Consider the following 16,588-nt stretch of genomic DNA (forward strand, 5'->3'; position numbering starts at 1 on the left):
AGGCCGCATGACCGTCCTGAAGTCAGAGATATCGACGCATACGGATCGCTTCCGCGACAATCGCGCCGCCATGCTGGAGGCGATCGGCGTCGCTGAGGCTGCGGCGTCGCAGGCGGCGGAAGGCGGAGGGGCGCAGGCGCGCGAGCGCCATGTCAGCCGTGGCAAGATGCTGCCGCGCGATCGCGTCGCCGGCCTGATCGATCCCGCCACGCCGTTTCTGGAAATCGGGACGACTGCCGCTCATGGTCTCTATGGCGGCGAGGCGCCGGGTGCCGGCCTGATCGCCGGTATAGGCCGCGTTTCCGGCCGCGATTGCATGATCGTCTGCAACGATGCCACGGTCAAAGGTGGTACCTATTATCCGATCACGGTGAAGAAGCATCTGCGTGCGCAGGAGATCGCGGCCGAGAACAATCTGCCCTGCATCTACCTCGTCGATTCCGGCGGCGCCAACCTGCCGAACCAGGACGAGGTGTTTCCCGATCGCGATCATTTCGGCCGCATCTTCTACAATCAGGCCAATATGTCAGCGGCGGGCATTCCGCAAATCGCCGTCGTCATGGGGTCCTGCACCGCGGGTGGCGCCTATGTACCGGCCATGTCGGATGAAGCCATCATCGTCGAGAAGCAGGGTACGATCTTTCTCGCCGGTCCGCCGCTGGTCAAGGCGGCGACCGGGGAAGTGGTCTCGGCCGAAGATCTCGGTGGCGGCGATGTGCATACGCGCCTTTCCGGGGTTGCCGATTATCTGGCGCGTGACGACGCCCATGCGCTTGCGCTGGCCCGGCAGGCGGTCGCCAATCTCAACCGCCGCAAACCCGAGAGTGTCGAGCTTCGGACGCCCGAGGCACCACTCTACGATCCCGAGGATATTCTCGGCATCGTCCCCTCCGACCTGCGCACGCCATATGACGTACGCGAGGTCATCGCCCGTATGGTGGACGGCTCCTGCCTCGATGAGTTCAAGGCGCGCTACGGTACGACGCTGGTCTGCGGCTTCGCTCACATCCATGGCATCCCAGTCGGCATCATAGCCAACAACGGCGTTCTCTTCTCGGAGTCGGCGCTGAAGGGCGCGCATTTCGTCGAGCTTTGCTCGCAGCGCAAGATCCCGCTGGTCTTCCTGCAGAACATCACCGGGTTCATGGTCGGCCGCAAATACGAAACCGAGGGCATCGCCAAGAACGGCGCCAAGCTGGTGACGGCCGTGGCTACGACCAAGGTTCCGAAGATCACCATGCTGATCGGCGGCTCCTTCGGTGCTGGCAATTACGGCATGGCCGGTCGCGCCTATTCACCGCGCTTCCTCTGGACCTGGCCCAACAGCCGCATATCGGTCATGGGCGGGGAACAGGCGGCGGGCGTGCTCTCCACCGTACGCGGCGAGGCGCTGGCCCGTGCCGGCAAGCCCTGGACGAAAGAGGAAGAGGCCGCCTTCAAGGCGCCGACACTCAGGATGTTCGAGACCCAGAGCCACCCGCTCTATGCATCGGCCCGCCTCTGGGACGATGGCATTATCGATCCGCGCAAGAGCCGCGATGTGCTGGCTCTTTCGCTTTCAGCAGCACTTAACGCGCCGATCGAAGACACACGCTTCGGTCTGTTCAGGATGTGAGGAGATGGAGATGAAACGCGATGCCATCAATGCCAAGAATGCGCCGCAGCCCCGCGGCGGCTACGCACAGGCCGTGAAGCTGGAGAATTTCGAGCGATTGCTTTTCATCAGCGGCCAGATTCCGACCGATGTCGACGACACCCTGCCGGAAGGCTTTCAGGCGCAGGCCCGCCAGGTCTGGCACAATATCGACGCTCAATTGAAGGCGGCCGGCATGACGAAGGACGACATCGTCAAGGTCACGACTTTTCTCGCCGACCGTCATCACACGATGGAGAACCGCGAGATCCGCAGCGAATATCTCGGCTCGCTCGCGCCGGCGATGACTGTCGTGATTGCCGGCATTTTCGACAAGGCCTGGCTGCTTGAAGTCGAAGTCATTGCCGCGCAATAGGGTCAGCCGATGTTTTCGAAGATACTGATCGCCAATCGCGGGGAAATCGCCTGTCGGGTCATCCACACCGCAAGGCGCCTGGGCATCCGCACGGTCGCCGTCTTTTCCGACGCCGATCGGGATGCGCTGCACGTGGCGCTGGCCGACGAGGGCGTTCATATCGGCCCGGCGGCTGCGAGCGAAAGCTATCTTTCGAAAGAGAAGATCATTGCCGCCTCAAAGCGGGCCGGCGCAGAGGCCATCCATCCTGGTTACGGCTTTCTCTCGGAAAATGCCGATTTCGCCGGGGCGGTCGAGGCCGCTGGTCTCGTCTTCATCGGTCCGTCGCCGGCCTCGATCCGAGCCATGGGGCTCAAGGATGCGGCCAAGGCGCTGATGGAGCGGGCCGGCGTGCCCGTCGTTCCCGGCTATCATGGCGATAGGCAGGATCCCGGCTTTCTTACCGAGCAAGCTGATAACATCCGCTTTCCCATTCTCATCAAGGCGCGGGCGGGCGGCGGCGGCAAGGGCATGCGCCGCGTCGACCGGCTGGAGGATTTCGACGCCTCGCTGCAGGCGGCAAAGCGCGAGGCGAAATCCGCTTTCGGCGACGATGCCGTGCTCATCGAAAAATATCTCGTCAAGCCGCGCCATATCGAGATCCAGGTGTTCGGCGACAGCCAGGGCAATGTCGTGCACCTCTTCGAGCGCGATTGTTCGCTGCAGCGCCGGCACCAGAAGGTGATCGAGGAGGCGCCGGCGCCCGGCATGACAGAGGAGATGCGTAGCGCCATGGGCGAAGCGGCGGTTCGCGCCGCCCGCGCCATCGATTATCGCGGCGCCGGTACCGTCGAATTCATCGCCGATGTTTCCGACGGTCTGTCGCCGGATCGCTTCTTCTTTATGGAAATGAATACCCGCCTGCAGGTCGAACACCCCGTCACCGAGGCGATCGCCGGCGTCGATCTGGTGGAGTGGCAATTGCGCGTGGCGAGCGGCGAGCCGCTGCCGAAAACGCAAGGTGAGCTCACCATAAACGGTTGGGCTGTCGAAGCCCGTATCTATGCCGAAGACCCCTCGCGCGGCTTCCTGCCGGCAACCGGCACGCTTTCCCGCCTTCGCTTTCCCGAAGGCGATGTCCGCATCGACGCGGGCGTGCGCGAGGGCGACAGCATCACTCCGCACTACGATCCGCTGATCGCAAAGCTGACGGTGCACGCCCCGGATCGCGCCGCTGCTTTGGCGAAGCTCACGCGCGGATTGGAGCAGGCGCAGGTCGCCGGGACCACGACCAATCTGGATTTTCTCATACGGCTCAGCCGCCAGTCGGATTTCGCCGCCGGCCGTCCGGATACCGGACTGATCGACCGAAACGCGGAAGCGCTGACCGCGACGCAGCAGCCCGATGACGCAGCCCTTGCCATCGCCGCCGTTGTCGAGGCGGGCGGCTTTGCTGAAACCGCTGGCAACGATCCCTGGCATTCGCTCGGCGCCTGGCAGCTTTGGGGCGAAGCAAGCCGTCCAGTTACGCTGCACTTTGCCGGCAGCCATAAGAATTGCCGGGTGACTGCAAAGGGTCGGATGTTTTTCAGTGTCGCCTTCGAAGATCGCTCCATTCTCGTCCGTCTCTTCGAAGACGATGATGTTGCCCGGCGTGTCGAAATCGACGGCCGGCAGACCCATGTCGATATCTTCGCAACATCGGCGGGCCTGACATTGTTCCTCGACGGGCACACCCATCATTTCCACCGGCTCGATCCGCTTGACGGCGCGGAGGAGGCTGCTAGCGGCGATGATCGCGTCATTGCGCCGATGCCCGGTCTCGTCAAGATCGTCCGCGTGCGCGAGGGCGACGCGGTGGCGAAGGGGCAGGCGCTGATCATCATGGAAGCCATGAAGATGGAGCTGACGCTTTCGGCGGCGCGCGACGGCATTGTCGAAAGCCTGCATGTCGGCGAGGGGGATCAGACCAGCGAAAGCGCCGTGCTTCTCTCGCTTCGACCGGAGGACGCGGCATGACCGAGAAGCTTTCCAATCAGGTCACCATCGTCGAAATGGCGCCGCGCGACGGCCTGCAGAATGAGAAAAAGCCGGTCGATACCGCGCGCAAGATCGAGCTGGTGGATCTGCTCTCCGATTGCGGTTTCGAGCGCATCGAGGTCACCAGCTTCGTCAGTCCGAAATGGGTGCCGCAGCTTGCCGATGCCGCCGCGGTCATGGCCGGGATAAAGCGGCATTCCGGTGTCCGCTACGCAGCGCTGGCACCCAACATGCAGGGTTTTGAGGCAGCACTTGCCGCCGGTGCCGATGAGGTGGCGATCTTCGCCTCAGCATCCGAAGCCTTCTCCATGCGCAATATCAATTGCTCGATCGCCGAAAGCATCGAACGCTTCCGGCCGGTCGCGGCAGCCAGCAGGGATCGCGGCATTCCGTTGCGGGGCTATGTCAGTTGCGTCGCCGAATGCCCCTATGAGGGCGCCGTGCCGCCGCAAAACGTCGTGAGCGTTGCCCGGCAATTGCAGGCGCTCGGCTGCCATGAGATCAGCCTTGGCGACACGATCGGCAGAGGCGAACCGGAGGCCGTGGACAGAATGCTGGAGGCCGTTCTTGCCGAACTCCCCGCCGCCATGCTGGCCGGCCATTTTCACGATACGTCAGGCCGGGCATTGGACAATATCGGTGTCGCTCTCGACCGGGGTCTGCGGGTGTTCGACGCTGCCGCCGGCGGTCTTGGCGGCTGCCCCTTCGCCCCCGGCGCGAAGGGCAATGTCGATACCGTGGCGGTTCACCACTATCTGGCGCTGCACGGCTTCGAGACCGGCCTCGACGATGAAAAACTTGCCCGCGCCGCCGCCTTTGCCCGCAGCCTCAGGAGCACCTCATGACATCGCAAACGATCCGCATCACTACCGATGACCGCGGTGTTGCCCATCTCACGTTGGCGCGCGCCGAAAAGCACAACGCCCTGTCGGCTGAAATGATCGATGCCTTGACGGCGGCAACGCACGATCTTGCCCGTGACAAGGCGGTGAGGGTCGTCGTGCTCACCGGCGAGGGTGCGAGCTTCTGCGCAGGCGGCGACCTCGGCTGGATGCGCGACCAATTCGACACAACGCGTGCCGGACGCATGGTCGAGGCGCGACGGCTTGCCACGTTGTTCAAGGCGCTGAACGAGCTGCCCAAGCCACTGGTCGCCCGTGTCCATGGCAATGCCTTCGGTGGCGGCATCGGCATCCTCAGCGTCTGCGACATGGTGATATCGGCATCGACCGCCCGCTTCGGCCTGACTGAGGTGCGCCTTGGCATCATTCCCGCCACCATCAGCCCTTATGTCATCGCCCGGATCGGCGAGACGAATGCCCGTCCGCTCTTCCTCTCCGGCAAGATCATCGATGCCTGGCAGGCGCATGCCGCCGGCCTCTTGTCGCGCGTCGTGGCGGAAGAGGCGCTGGATGAAGCCGTGGAAGCGGAGGTCCGCCATTTCCTGGCGGCGTCGCCACAGGCGGCCGCCCGCGCCAAGGCCCTGGCTCGCTCCGTCGGCAGGCCGATCACCGACGGCATGATCGATCACGTCGTCGAGCAATTGGCCGATGCCTGGGAGACCGAGGAGGCGAAGGAGGGCGTCACCGCCTTCTTCGAAAAGCGGCAGCCGAACTGGCGGTCGGCCTAAACGAGTTTGTTGTTTTCGATGGTCAGCTGCGGAAACTGCATGCTTCCCTTGATCAGCTCGCTCGATGCCGGCTTGTCCCAGCGAAAGCCCATGATCGCGGCGTGCTGCATCTCCTGAAAGAGATTGCCAGCAATCACCGCGGAGCCGGCGCCGTCGGCGACCGAGACCACGCAGCCGATGCCGGCATGTCGGACGATATTGCCTGTCGCGACGACGTCGCGGAGATATTGACCCCAGCCAAGCCTCAAGCCCCAGAGTGGTGCATTCTCAATGACATTATCCGCAATCAGCGTATCGGCTTCGGCCGAGATGCCGATGCCAAAGCCGCCATCTTGCGCGTAGGGTGCGGTGAGCGAGAGGTTGCGGATGACATTGCCCGTCACCGAGGCGAGCCTGCCGCCCCTATCGAAATTGGTGACCGAAATACCGTTGGCGGCGCCATCGATCAGGTTGTTGTCGATCGTGGCGCCAATGAACTCGAATTCGCAGTAGATGGCCGTCTCGCCTGAGCGCAGGCACTGATTGTTCGAGATCTGCACATTCGATGCCGAGTTGGCGCGGACGGCGGTGAAGGCGCAATCGGCGATATTGTTACCCGAAACCGTCACGCCATCGGCGCGGAAAACATTGATGCCGTTGCCGTTCTGGCCGGTGCCGCCGCCATTGGCGCGAATGCGGGCAATGCGGTTGCCGGTGACGCTGCTGCCATCCTCGGCTTTTTCCCAGCGATGGATCAGGATGCCGCCATTGCCGCAATCCTCGACGCGATTGCCTGTCACCGTCAAACCGGCCGACTGGACGGAATAGATCCCGGCTTCCGCCGCTCCGGAGATGCGGCTGCGCTCGATCCGGCCGCCGCAGCGTTCGAGCTGCAGCGCATGCTTGCGGCTGCCGGTAACTTCGCAATTGTCGATCAGCACCTCGTCGACACCGGCAAATTGCAGGAGGCCGCCTGCATAATCGGCAAGCCAGCGATTGCCGCCATCGAGCACAAGGCCGGAAAGCTCGATGCGTCTGGCCTTGTCCGCATTCATCAAATGGCCGTCGCCGCTATAGACCAGCCGCGAAGCGCCGGGAACGCCTCTGATGCACGTATTATTAGGGAGTGTCAGGTTGGAGATGTTGTAGGTGCCCGGTGGCAGGAAAAGCGGCATGTTGTTGCGCGCCGCATTGTCGATCATCGCCTGCAGCTTGCCGCTCCTGACGTCGCTCGTTCCCGGCGTCGTCTTCAGCGCAATGGCATCGATTGGCCCCCGCAGCTCGGCACCCGTCATCTTGGCCAGCGACGCGGCAACAACGCGGGGCGCAAGCAGGCCAGCCGCTGCCGAAGCGGCGAGGGAAGCGATGAAGGCGCGGCGTTGGATCATTGTGAGCTCCGGGAATCATGCCGATGAAGCAGAAATCATGCCAGGCCGGTCTGTGTCGTTTTGATGCAGAGGCCGCTCTTCAAATGCTTTCGGCCGGCTAGGACCCCGTCGTTTTTCTATTTTATTTATCGGTCCGGCACGGACGATGCCCTGCGTCCGATCCATTCGCGCTAGGGACGACTCACCGCGCATGTTACTCCTGCGGCATGCGGATCGCGGCCTTTCAACGCCTGGCACTTTTCGACGCCGTCGAGCAGGCGGCCGAGGTTTTGGCGCGCGATCTGGCCTGGGCGGAAGAGCAGGGCATCGATCTCGCCCTTTTTCCCGAATGTTATCTGCAGGGGCATAGCTATGATAAATCCGTTGCCAAACGCCGCGCGCTTTCTCTGGATGATCCGTATCTGAACGCTCTTGTCGCCCGCTTCGCTGCCGGGGGGACGACGGCGATTGTCGGCCTTTTCGAGAGCAGAGGCGATGCGATCTACAATAGCGCCATCGTCGCCAAGTCGGGCCGGACGATCGGGGTCTATGCCAAGGCGCATCCGCTTGAAAAGGGCTGCACCCCCGGAAAAGATTTCCCCGTGTGGGAGGAGAACCATTGGCGCTTTGGTATCAATATCTGCGCCGATCTCAGATATCCTATACCGCGGCGCGACTGGCCAGAAAGGGAGCGGGGATCATCTGCAACCCCATCAATCTCATGCTCCGACCTCACAAAGCCGAGCTGTGGCATAAGCCGGGCATTTCGGGCCTGCAGATATGTGCCAGGCATACGGGCTGCTGGGTGATGGCGTCGGATGTGGTCGGCAGTAACGACGACGGCTGGGTGAGCTATGGCAGCAGCGCCATCGTCGATCCGAACGGTGTCGTCGTGGCGAAGGCGAAGCCCTATTGCGAGGATGTCCTGGTTTTCGACCTTCCAGATCGGCAACCGACACGCGGATTCGATCAAAAAGCTGCCGTCGTCGCTACCTAATCGTGCAAATCGCGCTATCCTCATAGTCATGAGACCCGATCAACTGCTTTATCCGGCGCCAGAGGGCCTGTTCTGTCCGATTGGCGGCTTCTATATCGATCCCGTGCAGCCGGTCGGTCGCGCACTCGTCACGCATGGCCATTCGGATCACGCCCGCTCCGGCCACGCGCATGTGCTCGCCACTCGGCAGACGCTCGATATCATGCGTATCCGCTATGGCGACGGTTTTGCCGGCTCGGAACAGGCGATCGGCTTCGGCGAGGAGGTGACGATCAACGGCGTCAAGGTGCAGTTCCATCCTGCCGGCCACGTGCTCGGCTCCGCGCAGATCGCGGTGGAGAAGGATGGGCTGCGCATCGTCGTTTCGGGGGATTACAAGCGCCGGCCGGATCCGACCTGTGCAGCCTATGTGCCGGTTCCCTGTGATGTCTTCATCACCGAGGCGACGTTCGGGCTGCCGGTCTTCCACCATCCCGATCCCATGGCCGAGACGCGGAAGTTTCTGGCCTCGCTTCGCCAATTCCCCGAGCGAACGCATCTGATCGGTGCCTATGCGCTCGGCAAGGCACAGCGCGTCATCCGTCTGCTGCGCGATGCCGGCTATGACAAGCCGATCTATATTCACGGTGCGCTCGAAACGCTGTGCGACTACTATGACAGCCAGGGCATCGAACTCGGCGAACTCAAACCGGCCACCATAGAAAGCCGGGATCAGTCGATCTTCCATGGCGCCGTCGTCGTCGGCCCACCCTCCGCTTTCCAGGATCGCTGGGCGAGGCGGTTCCATGACCCGCTGCCGGCATTCGCCTCCGGCTGGATGATGGTGCGCCAGCGCGCCAAGCAGCTCGGCGTCGAGCTGCCGCTTGTGATCTCCGATCATTGCGACTGGCCCGAACTGACCGAGACGATCTCCGACTTGAAGCCGAGCGAGGTCTGGGTCACCCACGGCCGCGAAGAGGCGCTGGTGCGCTGGTGCGAGCTGCAGGGCATCGCCGCCAAGCCGCTGCATCTCATCGGCTATGAAGACGAGGGCGATTGATGAAAGCCTTTGCCGACCTTCTCGACCGCCTGGTGCTGACGCCGAGTCGCAATGGCAAGCTGAAGCTGTTGACCGATTATTTTCGCGACACGCCCGATCCGGACCGCGGCTATGGTCTGGCCGCCATCGCCGGCACGCTCGAAGTGCGCAATGTCAAGCCCGCAATGCTGCGCGAACTCGTTCTCGAGCGCATGGACGAGGTGCTGTTTCGCTATTCCTACGATTATGTCGGCGATCTTGCCGAGACGATCTCGCTGGTCTGGGACAGGGAGAGCGATATAGAGCGCCCTGCCGGCGAGCAGCCGAAGCTCGGCGACGTCGTTCGCAGCATGAACGCGCTGGGGCGGACCGAGGTGCGCAGTTTCGTCCGCGATCTGCTGGACCGGCTGGATACGTCGGGCCGTTTCGCCTTCCTGAAGCTCGCGACCGGTGCGCTGCGCATCGGCGTTTCGGCACGCCTCGCCAAGCAGGCGCTCGCCGAGCTCGGCGGCAAGGACGTCACCGAGATCGAAACGCTGTGGCACGGCCTGCAGCCGCCCTATGAAAGCCTGTTTCGCTGGCTTGCGGGGGAGGCTGAGAAGCCGATCCTGGCGACGCCGGCGATCTTCCATTCCGTCATGCTGGCCAACCCGGTGGAACCTGGCGATCTCGATGCGCTCGACCCGCGGGATTTCGCCGCCGAATGGAAATGGGATGGCATCCGCGTCCAGCTTTCACGCTCCGGGGAGACGAGCAAGCTCTATTCGCGCTCCGGCGACGACATATCCGGCGCCTTTCCCGACGTTGTGGGCGCCATGAATTTCGAGGGCGTCATGGATGGCGAGCTGCTGGTCGGCGGCACCGTTCGCTCCAATAGCCCGACACGCAGCTTTTCCGACTTGCAGCAGCGCCTCAACCGCAAGACCGTCACCGCAAAGATGCTGGAGGAGTTTCCGGCCTTCATCCGTGCTTACGATCTTCTGTTCGATGGCGCCGAGGATGTGCGCGCCCGCGGCTTCCTCGATCGGCGCGAGCGGCTGACTGACATCATCGACGCGGCACTGCATGATCGTTTCGATCTGTCGCCGCTCGTCGATTTCTCCTCCTGGGAGGAGCTCGACCGATTGCGCACCGCGCCGCCCGATCCGGTGATCGAGGGCGTAATGATCAAGCGCAAGGACAGTTCCTATCTCGCCGGCCGGGCCAAGGGGCCTTGGTTCAAGTGGAAGCGGGATCCTTATAATGTCGATGCCGTTTTGATGTACGCGCAGCGCGGCCATGGCAAGCGCTCCAGTTACTACTCCGATTTCACCTTCGGCGTCTGGGCGACGACGCCGGAGGGCGAGCAGCTCGTGCCTGTCGGCAAGGCCTATTTCGGCTTCACCGATGCCGAGCTGGAGGTGCTCGATAAGTTCGTGCGCAACAATACTGTCGATCGTTTCGGCCCGGTGCGGGCCGTGCGCGCCGATCGCGATTTCGGCTTCGTGCTCGAAGTGGCCTTTGAAGGCATCAACCGCTCCAGCCGGCACAAATCGGGCGTCGCCATGCGTTTTCCCCGCATTGCAAGGCTACGGCCCGACAAGCCGCCCTACGAGGCGGACAGGCTGGAAACTTTGATCGCGATGATTGACGCCAAGGCTCCTGTTGTCGATGAATAGGGCAGGGCGATTCCTCACCACAATGTGAGTTGGCCTCGCCTTTCGACCCGTGCAGATTTGGGCTGCGCCGGGATATTTGGACAGAGCTATGACCATGTCTGACGACCACCTATTCCGTCTCAATCGCCGTGCGGTTCTGGCCGGCATTGCTTCCACCCTTTTCGCACCCCCTATCGTCAGAGCGGCCGATGACAGCACGACCGGAAGCAAGCCTGCCGAGACCAAGGGCGAGATTGCCCGGAGCGATGAAAAGGCGTCCGATGCGCCGCCGCAGCTCGCCGGCGATTATGCCAAGGAGCGCCATCTGTTCCGGACCGACCTGCTAAGCAAGGGGCCGGCTCCCGATATCTACGAGCCGCTGGCCACGCCATCGACCGCCGATCGGCTTTTCTATCGCAGCGGCGTTGGTGACGAGCTGGAACTCGTCGCCTGGGTCTCCCGCTACACGCGCTCGGCAAAGCCGAAGCCGGCCGTGCTTTTCCTGCATGGCGGTAACGCCATCGGCCAAGGGCACTGGCAGCTGATGAAGCCGTACATCGATGCCGGCTATGTCGTCATGATCCCGTCCATGCGCGGGGAGAATGGGCAGAGGGGCAATTTCTCGGGCTTTTACGACGAAGTTGCCGATGTGCTGGCGGCCTCCAACCGGCTGCGGCACCTGCCGGGCGTCGATCCACATCGCCTGTTCCTGGCCGGACACAGTATCGGCGGCACGCTGGCCATGCTGACCGCCATGTCGACAAAGCGCTTTCGCGCGGTCGCGCCGATATCAGGCAACCCGGATGCCTATGCCTTCTTCGGCCGCTATCCGCAGGATATCCGCTTCAATACCAAGAATCCGCGCGAATTCCAGATGCGCTCGCCGCTCTGCTATGCGCACAGCTTCAAAAGCCCGATCAAGCTGTTCCATGGCACCGAGGAAGCCCATTTCGACTCACGTCTGGCGCTGCTTTCGAAGCGGGCGACGGCCGCCGGCGTAAAGATGGAGATGGCAACGGTGCCGGGCAGCCATAATTCGGCTTTGCCGGGCGAAATCGAGCAGAGCATCGAATTCTTCAGGAGTGTCGCTGTCTAAATAGCTGCTGACGCCATCAGTTTCTCTATCAGCGCCGCTGCCGCCTCCGCGATCACGGTTCCGGGCGGAAAGATCGCGTCTGCGCCCGCCGCTTCGAGGGCTGCGAAATCCTGTGGCGGAATGACGCCACCGACGGCGATCAGCACCTTGCCCGCATGGCGGCGCGCGAGCGCAGTTTTCAATTCCGGCACCAGCGTCAGATGACCGGCGGCAAGCGACGATGCGCCGACGATGTCGACCCCCTCGCGCACGGCGACGTCGGCCACTTCCTCCGGAGTCTGGAACATCGCGCCGACGACGACATCGAAGCCGAGATCGGCAAAGGCCGTGGCAATGACCTTCTGGCCGCGATCGTGCCCATCCTGGCCCATCTTGGCGATCAGGATGCGCGGCTTCTCGCCCCGCGCCCTACGGAACACCTCGACTTTGGTCACGGCCGCATTGAAGACGGGATCTTCGGAGCCGACCTCCTTGCGGTAAACGCCGGAAATGGTCCTGATCTCTGCGACATGACGGCCATAGGCTTTTTCAAGCGCCAGCGAGATTTCGCCGACGGTGGCTCTCGCCCTTGCCGCCTTGACGGCAAAATCGAGCAGATTGCCAGTGCCGTTTCGCGCGGCATCCGTTAAGGCATCCAGGGCTGTTTCGACGGCAGCCGTTTCGCGGGTGCCCTTCAGTTGCTGCAGCTTGGAAAGCTGGCGTGCCCGCACCTCGGAATTCTCGACCTTCAGGACATCGACTTCGATATCCTGCTCCGGCTTGGAAAAATTGACGCCGACGACGGTCTGATGACCGCTGTCGATGCGTGCCTGCGTGCGGGCGGCCGCTTCCTCGATCCTGAGCTTCGGAATGCCCTTCTCGATCGCCTTCGCCATGCCGCCGAGCGCCTCCACCTCCTCGATATGGGCAAGGGCGCGCGCGGCTAGATCATGGGTCAGCCTTTCGACATAGGCCGAGCCGCCCCAGGGGTCGATGATCCCTGTCGTGCCCGATTCCTTCTGCAGCAGGATCTGCGTGTTACGGGCGATGCGGGCGGAATGGTCGGTCGGCAGGGCCAGCGCCTCGTCGAAGGAATTGGTATGGAGCGATTGCGTATGCCCCTGCGTTGCTGCCATCGCCTCGACCATGGTGCGGATGATATTATTCATCGGGTCCTGCGCCGTCAGCGACCAGCCGGAGGTCTGGCTGTGGGTCCTGAGTGCCAGGGATTTCTGGTTCTTCGGCGCAAAATTCTTCTGTATCAGCGCCGCCCAGATCAGCCGTCCGGCGCGCATCTTGGCGACTTCCATGAAGAAATTCATGCCGACGGCCCAGAAGAAGGAGAGGCGAGGGGCGAAACTGTCGATATCGAGCCCGGCTGCGACGCCGGCTCGCGCATATTCGATGCCGTCGGCGATCGTGTAGGCGAGCTCCAGATCCGCCGTCGCGCCTGCCTCCTGCATATGGTAGCCGGAGATCGAAATGGAATTGAACTTCGGCATCCGCTGGCTGGTATAGCTGAAGATGTCCGAAACGATCCGCATGGAGGGCTGAGGCGGATAGATATAGGTGTTGCGGACCATGAACTCCTTGAGGATATCGTTCTGGATCGTGCCTGATAGCTTGTCCTCGGAGACGCCCTGTTCCTCGGCCGCGACGATATAGAGCGCCATGATCGGCAGCACCGCGCCGTTCATGGTCATCGACACGCTCATTTCATCGAGGGGAATGCCGTCGAAGAGCTGGCGCATGTCGAGGATGGAATCGATTGCGACGCCCGCCATGCCGACATCGCCTGATACCCTCGGGTGATCGCTGTCATAGCCGCGATGAGTAGCAAGATCGAAGGCGACGGAGAGGCCCTTCTGGCCGGCGGCGAGATTGCGGCGATAGAAGGCATTGGATTCCTCGGCCGTCGAGAAGCCGGCATATTGCCGGATGGTCCAGGGCTGCTGGACATACATCGTCGGGTAGGGGCCGCGCACGAAGGGTGCCGCGCCGGGATAGGTCTCAAGGAAGTTCAGGCCGGTGAGGTCGCTTTCACCGTAGGCGCGTTTGACGGCGATGCCTTCAGGGGTTTCCCAGGCTGGGGCGTTGGTTGCCGGCGCGGTTGCCTGCGGTTTGATCCAGGGGATGGTGGCGAAGTCGGGAATCCTGGTCATGGGTTCGAAGCCTCCGTGGACGTCGAAAGTCTGATACCCCCCTCTGTCGCTTTCGCGACATCTCCCCCACAAGGGGGGAGATTAGAAACTTGCGGGGCCTTTCTGCCCCAAACAGATACCGCATCTGCGGCAGCGCAGGTTGGCATTCCCGCTGGGGTCAAATTCTGGCACGAAACGATCTCCCCCCTTGTGGGGGAGATGTCACGAAGCGACAGAGGGGGGTGGGCATTCTCCGTGAATTCAGCAGTCGCCATCATGACACCCCCTCATCCAGCCGCACCGGCATCAACCCCATCCCGCCAGCAACCGGCCCCAAGGCCCCCAAAACAATCACCGGCCGCTCCGTTTTCATCGCAAACAGCGTCGTTCCCACGATCGGCTTGACGATGCGATCGGCTTGCGCCTCGGTAATCATCGCCGCAAGCTCGCCGCTGGCGATCACCTTCGCCAATCCACCTTTGCTTTCGATATCGGTGAAAATATCCCATGCCCGCTCGGCCAGTGCATCGGTCAATGCCTCGATGCCGCCGGCTCCGACGGCAGGATCGACGACGTGATCGAGATGGCTCTCGGCCATGAGGATCGTCTGCGTGTTGCGCGCCAGGCGCCGCGCCAGCGGATCGGGAATGCCGTGCGTCAGGCTGTGCGGCAGGACGGAGATTTCGTCAGCACCGCCGACGCCGGCTGAAAAGGCCGCAATCGTATTGCGCAGGATATTCGTCTCGGGATCGCGATAGGTGAGCATGCGATAGCTTGTCTCGGCGAAGAGATGCGCCGGCTGCGGATTGGGAACGCCACAGGCCTTGGCGATCCGGGTGAAGATCAGCCGTGCCGCGCGTGTCTTTGCCATCGTCGTGAACTGGTTCTGATCGGCGGAAAGGCAGATGCTCATTGCCGCAAGCGCTGCCTCCAGCGAAAGGCCCGCCTCCTCTAGCAGTCGCAAATGGCCGACGAGGCTTGCAGCCATGACGGCCAGCTCCTGTGCTTCGGTGCCGCCGGCATTGTGCACCACGCGACCGTCGGCGTTGACGATCGTGCCACGGAGGCCGCGCTCGGCGAAGCGCTTGATATCCTTCGCAAAGGTAGCCCGTCCTCCATCGTAGGAAAAGGCATCGAAACCGAGATGCAATGTCCTGGCAGCCGGATCTGCAGTCGCTGAAACCAGGGCGTCGAGTGCGCCGGAGGAGAAACCGTCGAAGCGCAGGACAGCCGCTTTGTCCCATATCGCCGCTGGTGAGCGGGAAAGGCCTGGGCCTTGCACGTCGATGCCGGTGCCGAAGGCGGAAGCGGATGTTTTGGAGACGAGACAGATGCCGGTTGCGCCATTGGCGAGATCGTCATCAAGCTGCGCCAGCGCCCGCTCGGTGCCTGGATCATCCATGCGCTGGATCACCGTCCAGGGCATGTCGGCCCGCTGGCGGGAAAGCGGCATGCCATCGGTCCGCCGCTGATAAAGCGGCTCGATGGCAATGCCGTCATCGGTCCGCGACACCAGCGTCTCTTCGAAATCCTGGCCTTTCAGCGCCCGTTCCACCAGCTTCAGCCAACCCTTGCGGTCGGTCTGATCGAAAATGGCCGGGTCGAGACTGTCGATATTCATGCGATCCTCCGTCCTGCAATGGTCTAACCCATGACGGCGCAAGGGAAAACAGAAGTTTGGCCGATCCGGACAATATCTCACCGCGGACAATATCTCGACGATGACGCCAGCTTCGCTCCAGCCGCGACAGTCATCATGCGGCCGACCCAATATGTCCCAACTGGTTTCCGATGATGGCCGATCTGCTGCCCGCCTCCCGTCACCTGCTCGCCTCTGCCGCTCTGGCGGCATTGTCCGCCTGCAGCATCATTCCCGATACCGGTGCGACAGATCCGGACCGGTTCGCACAGGAAACCGCGCCGATCTTCTATCGCCCCGAAGGCATCGACCCGCAGAAGGTGCAGCGTCTGCCGGTGCAGCCCGTGCCGCAGGCGCGTGATCTCTTCCGCACCCAGTTCCATCAGACCTACGGCCTGCCGACCTTCAATCCGGTGCATCAGGCCATGTATGCCCAGCGAAACGAAGATGATTTCATGCTGCCGGCCGTGCCCTACAAGCGCATCGATCCGCGCTTCCTGCGGCAGGAGGTCGACTACCAGACCAATGAACGGCCCGGCACCATCGTCGTCGATACGCGAAACCACTTCCTCTATTTCGTCGAGCCGGGCGGCAGGGCCATGCGCTATGGTGTTGGCCTCGGCGCTGCGGGATATGCCTGGCATGGCAGGGGCATGATCCAGTGGAAGCAGAAGTGGCCACGCTGGACGCCGCCGGCCGAGATGGTTGCGCGCGACCCGCAGATGAAGTCGCTGGCGGCGGAGCGCGGCGGCATGAATCCCGGGCCGACCAACCCGCTCGGCGCGCGGGCGCTTTATATCTATCAGAATGGGCGGGACACGCTTTATCGCGTTCACGGCACGCCGGATTGGCAATCGATCGGCAAGGCAGCGTCCTCGGGTTGTGTCCGCATGCTCAATCAGGACGTGATTGATCTCTACAACCGGGTGCCCGATAAGACGGAAATCGTCGTTCTGTAGGGATAATTTACCACAAATTTTCGTGATGTTGCATAAGTGCGATAGCGGGCTCCGGCTACGCTCTTTAGTTTTGCTCCTGTCTCTGCGAACCTCTCGGGAAGCCGAATCAGCTTGCGTG

14 protein-coding genes are annotated in these 16,588 nt (G+C 62.6%); 11 read left to right on the top strand and 3 right to left on the bottom strand.

Going from position 1 to position 16,588, the window contains the following annotated elements; genetic code table 11:
• Nucleotides 1-7 precede the first annotated feature (7 nt).
• The 5 genes from DQ393_RS02810 to DQ393_RS02830 are packed head-to-tail and all read left to right on the top strand — an operon-like array spanning nt 8 to nt 5,658.
• Nucleotides 8-1,615: a carboxyl transferase domain-containing protein gene (locus tag DQ393_RS02810; protein ID WP_112340288.1), complete on the top strand. Its 1,608-nt coding sequence runs from the start codon at nt 8-10 to the stop codon at nt 1,613-1,615.
• Between the two features lie 10 nt (nt 1,616-1,625).
• Nucleotides 1,626-2,009, top strand: coding sequence for a RidA family protein (locus DQ393_RS02815; RefSeq protein ID WP_112340289.1), 384 nt, complete (start codon nt 1,626-1,628; stop codon nt 2,007-2,009).
• 9 nt (nt 2,010-2,018) lie between these two features.
• Nucleotides 2,019-4,007, top strand: coding sequence for an acetyl/propionyl/methylcrotonyl-CoA carboxylase subunit alpha (locus tag DQ393_RS02820; RefSeq protein WP_112340290.1), 1,989 nt, complete (start codon nt 2,019-2,021; stop codon nt 4,005-4,007).
• Entirely contained in the window at nt 4,004-4,873 is an 870-nt protein-coding gene (locus DQ393_RS02825; protein WP_112340291.1) for a hydroxymethylglutaryl-CoA lyase, read from the top strand. Before DQ393_RS02820 ends, DQ393_RS02825 begins: the two co-directional genes overlap by 4 nt.
• Entirely contained in the window at nt 4,870-5,658 is a 789-nt protein-coding gene (locus tag DQ393_RS02830; RefSeq protein ID WP_112340292.1) for a crotonase/enoyl-CoA hydratase family protein, read from the top strand. Before DQ393_RS02825 ends, DQ393_RS02830 begins: the two co-directional genes overlap by 4 nt.
• Here DQ393_RS02830 and DQ393_RS02835 read toward each other — a convergent pair.
• Nucleotides 5,655-7,025, bottom strand: coding sequence for a TIGR03808 family TAT-translocated repetitive protein (locus tag DQ393_RS02835; RefSeq protein WP_112340293.1), 1,371 nt, complete (start codon nt 7,023-7,025; stop codon nt 5,655-5,657). The two genes, DQ393_RS02830 and DQ393_RS02835, sit on opposite strands and share 4 nt — an antisense overlap.
• 206 nt (nt 7,026-7,231) lie before the next feature.
• Here DQ393_RS02835 and DQ393_RS02840 point away from each other — a divergent pair, with 206 nt between their 5' ends.
• The 5 genes from DQ393_RS02840 to DQ393_RS02855 all read left to right on the top strand — a co-directional run bounded on the left by DQ393_RS02840 (nt 7,232) and on the right by DQ393_RS02855 (nt 11,752).
• Nucleotides 7,232-7,813, top strand: coding sequence for a carbon-nitrogen hydrolase family protein (locus tag DQ393_RS02840; protein ID WP_281023931.1), 582 nt, complete (start codon nt 7,232-7,234; stop codon nt 7,811-7,813).
• Nucleotides 7,726-8,001, top strand: a complete 276-nt coding sequence (locus DQ393_RS34080) for a nitrilase-related carbon-nitrogen hydrolase (protein ID WP_281023932.1) — start codon at nt 7,726-7,728, stop codon at nt 7,999-8,001. The genes DQ393_RS02840 and DQ393_RS34080 overlap by 88 nt, the downstream gene beginning before the upstream one ends.
• Nucleotides 8,002-8,029: 28 nt before the next feature.
• On the top strand, nt 8,030-9,040 hold the full coding sequence (locus tag DQ393_RS02845) for a ligase-associated DNA damage response exonuclease (protein WP_112340294.1): 1,011 nt from the start codon (nt 8,030-8,032) through the stop codon (nt 9,038-9,040).
• Entirely contained in the window at nt 9,040-10,677 is a 1,638-nt protein-coding gene (locus DQ393_RS02850; RefSeq protein ID WP_112340295.1) for a cisplatin damage response ATP-dependent DNA ligase, read from the top strand. The genes DQ393_RS02845 and DQ393_RS02850 overlap by 1 nt, the downstream gene beginning before the upstream one ends.
• Nucleotides 10,678-10,765: 88 nt before the next feature.
• Nucleotides 10,766-11,752, top strand: a complete 987-nt coding sequence (locus DQ393_RS02855; protein WP_112340296.1) for an alpha/beta hydrolase family protein — start codon at nt 10,766-10,768, stop codon at nt 11,750-11,752.
• On the opposite strand, the gene scpA is transcribed toward DQ393_RS02855, so the two are convergent.
• Complete coding sequence (scpA, locus tag DQ393_RS02860) at nt 11,749-13,893, bottom strand: methylmalonyl-CoA mutase (RefSeq protein ID WP_112340297.1); 2,145 nt, start codon at nt 13,891-13,893, stop codon at nt 11,749-11,751. The two genes, DQ393_RS02855 and scpA, sit on opposite strands and share 4 nt — an antisense overlap.
• A gap of 253 nt (nt 13,894-14,146) precedes the next feature.
• Entirely contained in the window at nt 14,147-15,493 is a 1,347-nt protein-coding gene (locus DQ393_RS02865) for a methylmalonyl-CoA mutase family protein (protein WP_112340298.1), read from the bottom strand.
• A gap of 173 nt (nt 15,494-15,666) precedes the next feature.
• Between DQ393_RS02865 and DQ393_RS02870 the strand changes: the two genes are divergently transcribed.
• Nucleotides 15,667-16,470 carry a L,D-transpeptidase gene (locus DQ393_RS02870; RefSeq protein ID WP_169644769.1) on the top strand — a complete coding sequence of 268 codons (804 nt, stop codon included), beginning with the start codon at nt 15,667-15,669 and terminating at the stop codon, nt 16,468-16,470.
• The last annotated feature ends 118 nt before the right edge of the window (nt 16,471-16,588 follow it).

The organism is Martinezella tropici (genome assembly GCF_003287875.1).
Taxonomy (GTDB): domain Bacteria; phylum Pseudomonadota; class Alphaproteobacteria; order Rhizobiales; family Rhizobiaceae; genus Rhizobium; species Rhizobium tropici_C.

Bases quoted from the DNA above. Each gene is read 5' to 3' on its own strand.
- DQ393_RS02810 (WP_112340288.1), top strand. From the start codon at position 8: ATGACCGTCCTGAAGTCAGAGATATCGACGCATACGGATCGCTTCCGC.
- DQ393_RS02815 (WP_112340289.1), top strand. From the start codon at position 1,626: ATGAAACGCGATGCCATCAATGCCAAGAATGCGCCGCAGCCCCGCGGC.
- DQ393_RS02820 (WP_112340290.1), top strand. From the start codon at position 2,019: ATGTTTTCGAAGATACTGATCGCCAATCGCGGGGAAATCGCCTGTCGG.
- DQ393_RS02825 (WP_112340291.1), top strand. From the start codon at position 4,004: ATGACCGAGAAGCTTTCCAATCAGGTCACCATCGTCGAAATGGCGCCG.
- DQ393_RS02830 (WP_112340292.1), top strand. From the start codon at position 4,870: ATGACATCGCAAACGATCCGCATCACTACCGATGACCGCGGTGTTGCC.
- DQ393_RS02835 (WP_112340293.1), bottom strand. From the start codon at position 7,025: ATGATCCAACGCCGCGCCTTCATCGCTTCCCTCGCCGCTTCGGCAGCG.
- DQ393_RS02840 (WP_281023931.1), top strand. From the start codon at position 7,232: ATGCGGATCGCGGCCTTTCAACGCCTGGCACTTTTCGACGCCGTCGAG.
- DQ393_RS34080 (WP_281023932.1), top strand. From the start codon at position 7,726: ATGCTCCGACCTCACAAAGCCGAGCTGTGGCATAAGCCGGGCATTTCG.
- DQ393_RS02845 (WP_112340294.1), top strand. From the start codon at position 8,030: ATGAGACCCGATCAACTGCTTTATCCGGCGCCAGAGGGCCTGTTCTGT.
- DQ393_RS02850 (WP_112340295.1), top strand. From the start codon at position 9,040: ATGAAAGCCTTTGCCGACCTTCTCGACCGCCTGGTGCTGACGCCGAGT.
- DQ393_RS02855 (WP_112340296.1), top strand. From the start codon at position 10,766: ATGACCATGTCTGACGACCACCTATTCCGTCTCAATCGCCGTGCGGTT.
- scpA (WP_112340297.1), bottom strand. From the start codon at position 13,893: ATGACCAGGATTCCCGACTTCGCCACCATCCCCTGGATCAAACCGCAG.
- DQ393_RS02865 (WP_112340298.1), bottom strand. From the start codon at position 15,493: ATGAATATCGACAGTCTCGACCCGGCCATTTTCGATCAGACCGACCGC.
- DQ393_RS02870 (WP_169644769.1), top strand. From the start codon at position 15,667: ATGGCCGATCTGCTGCCCGCCTCCCGTCACCTGCTCGCCTCTGCCGCT.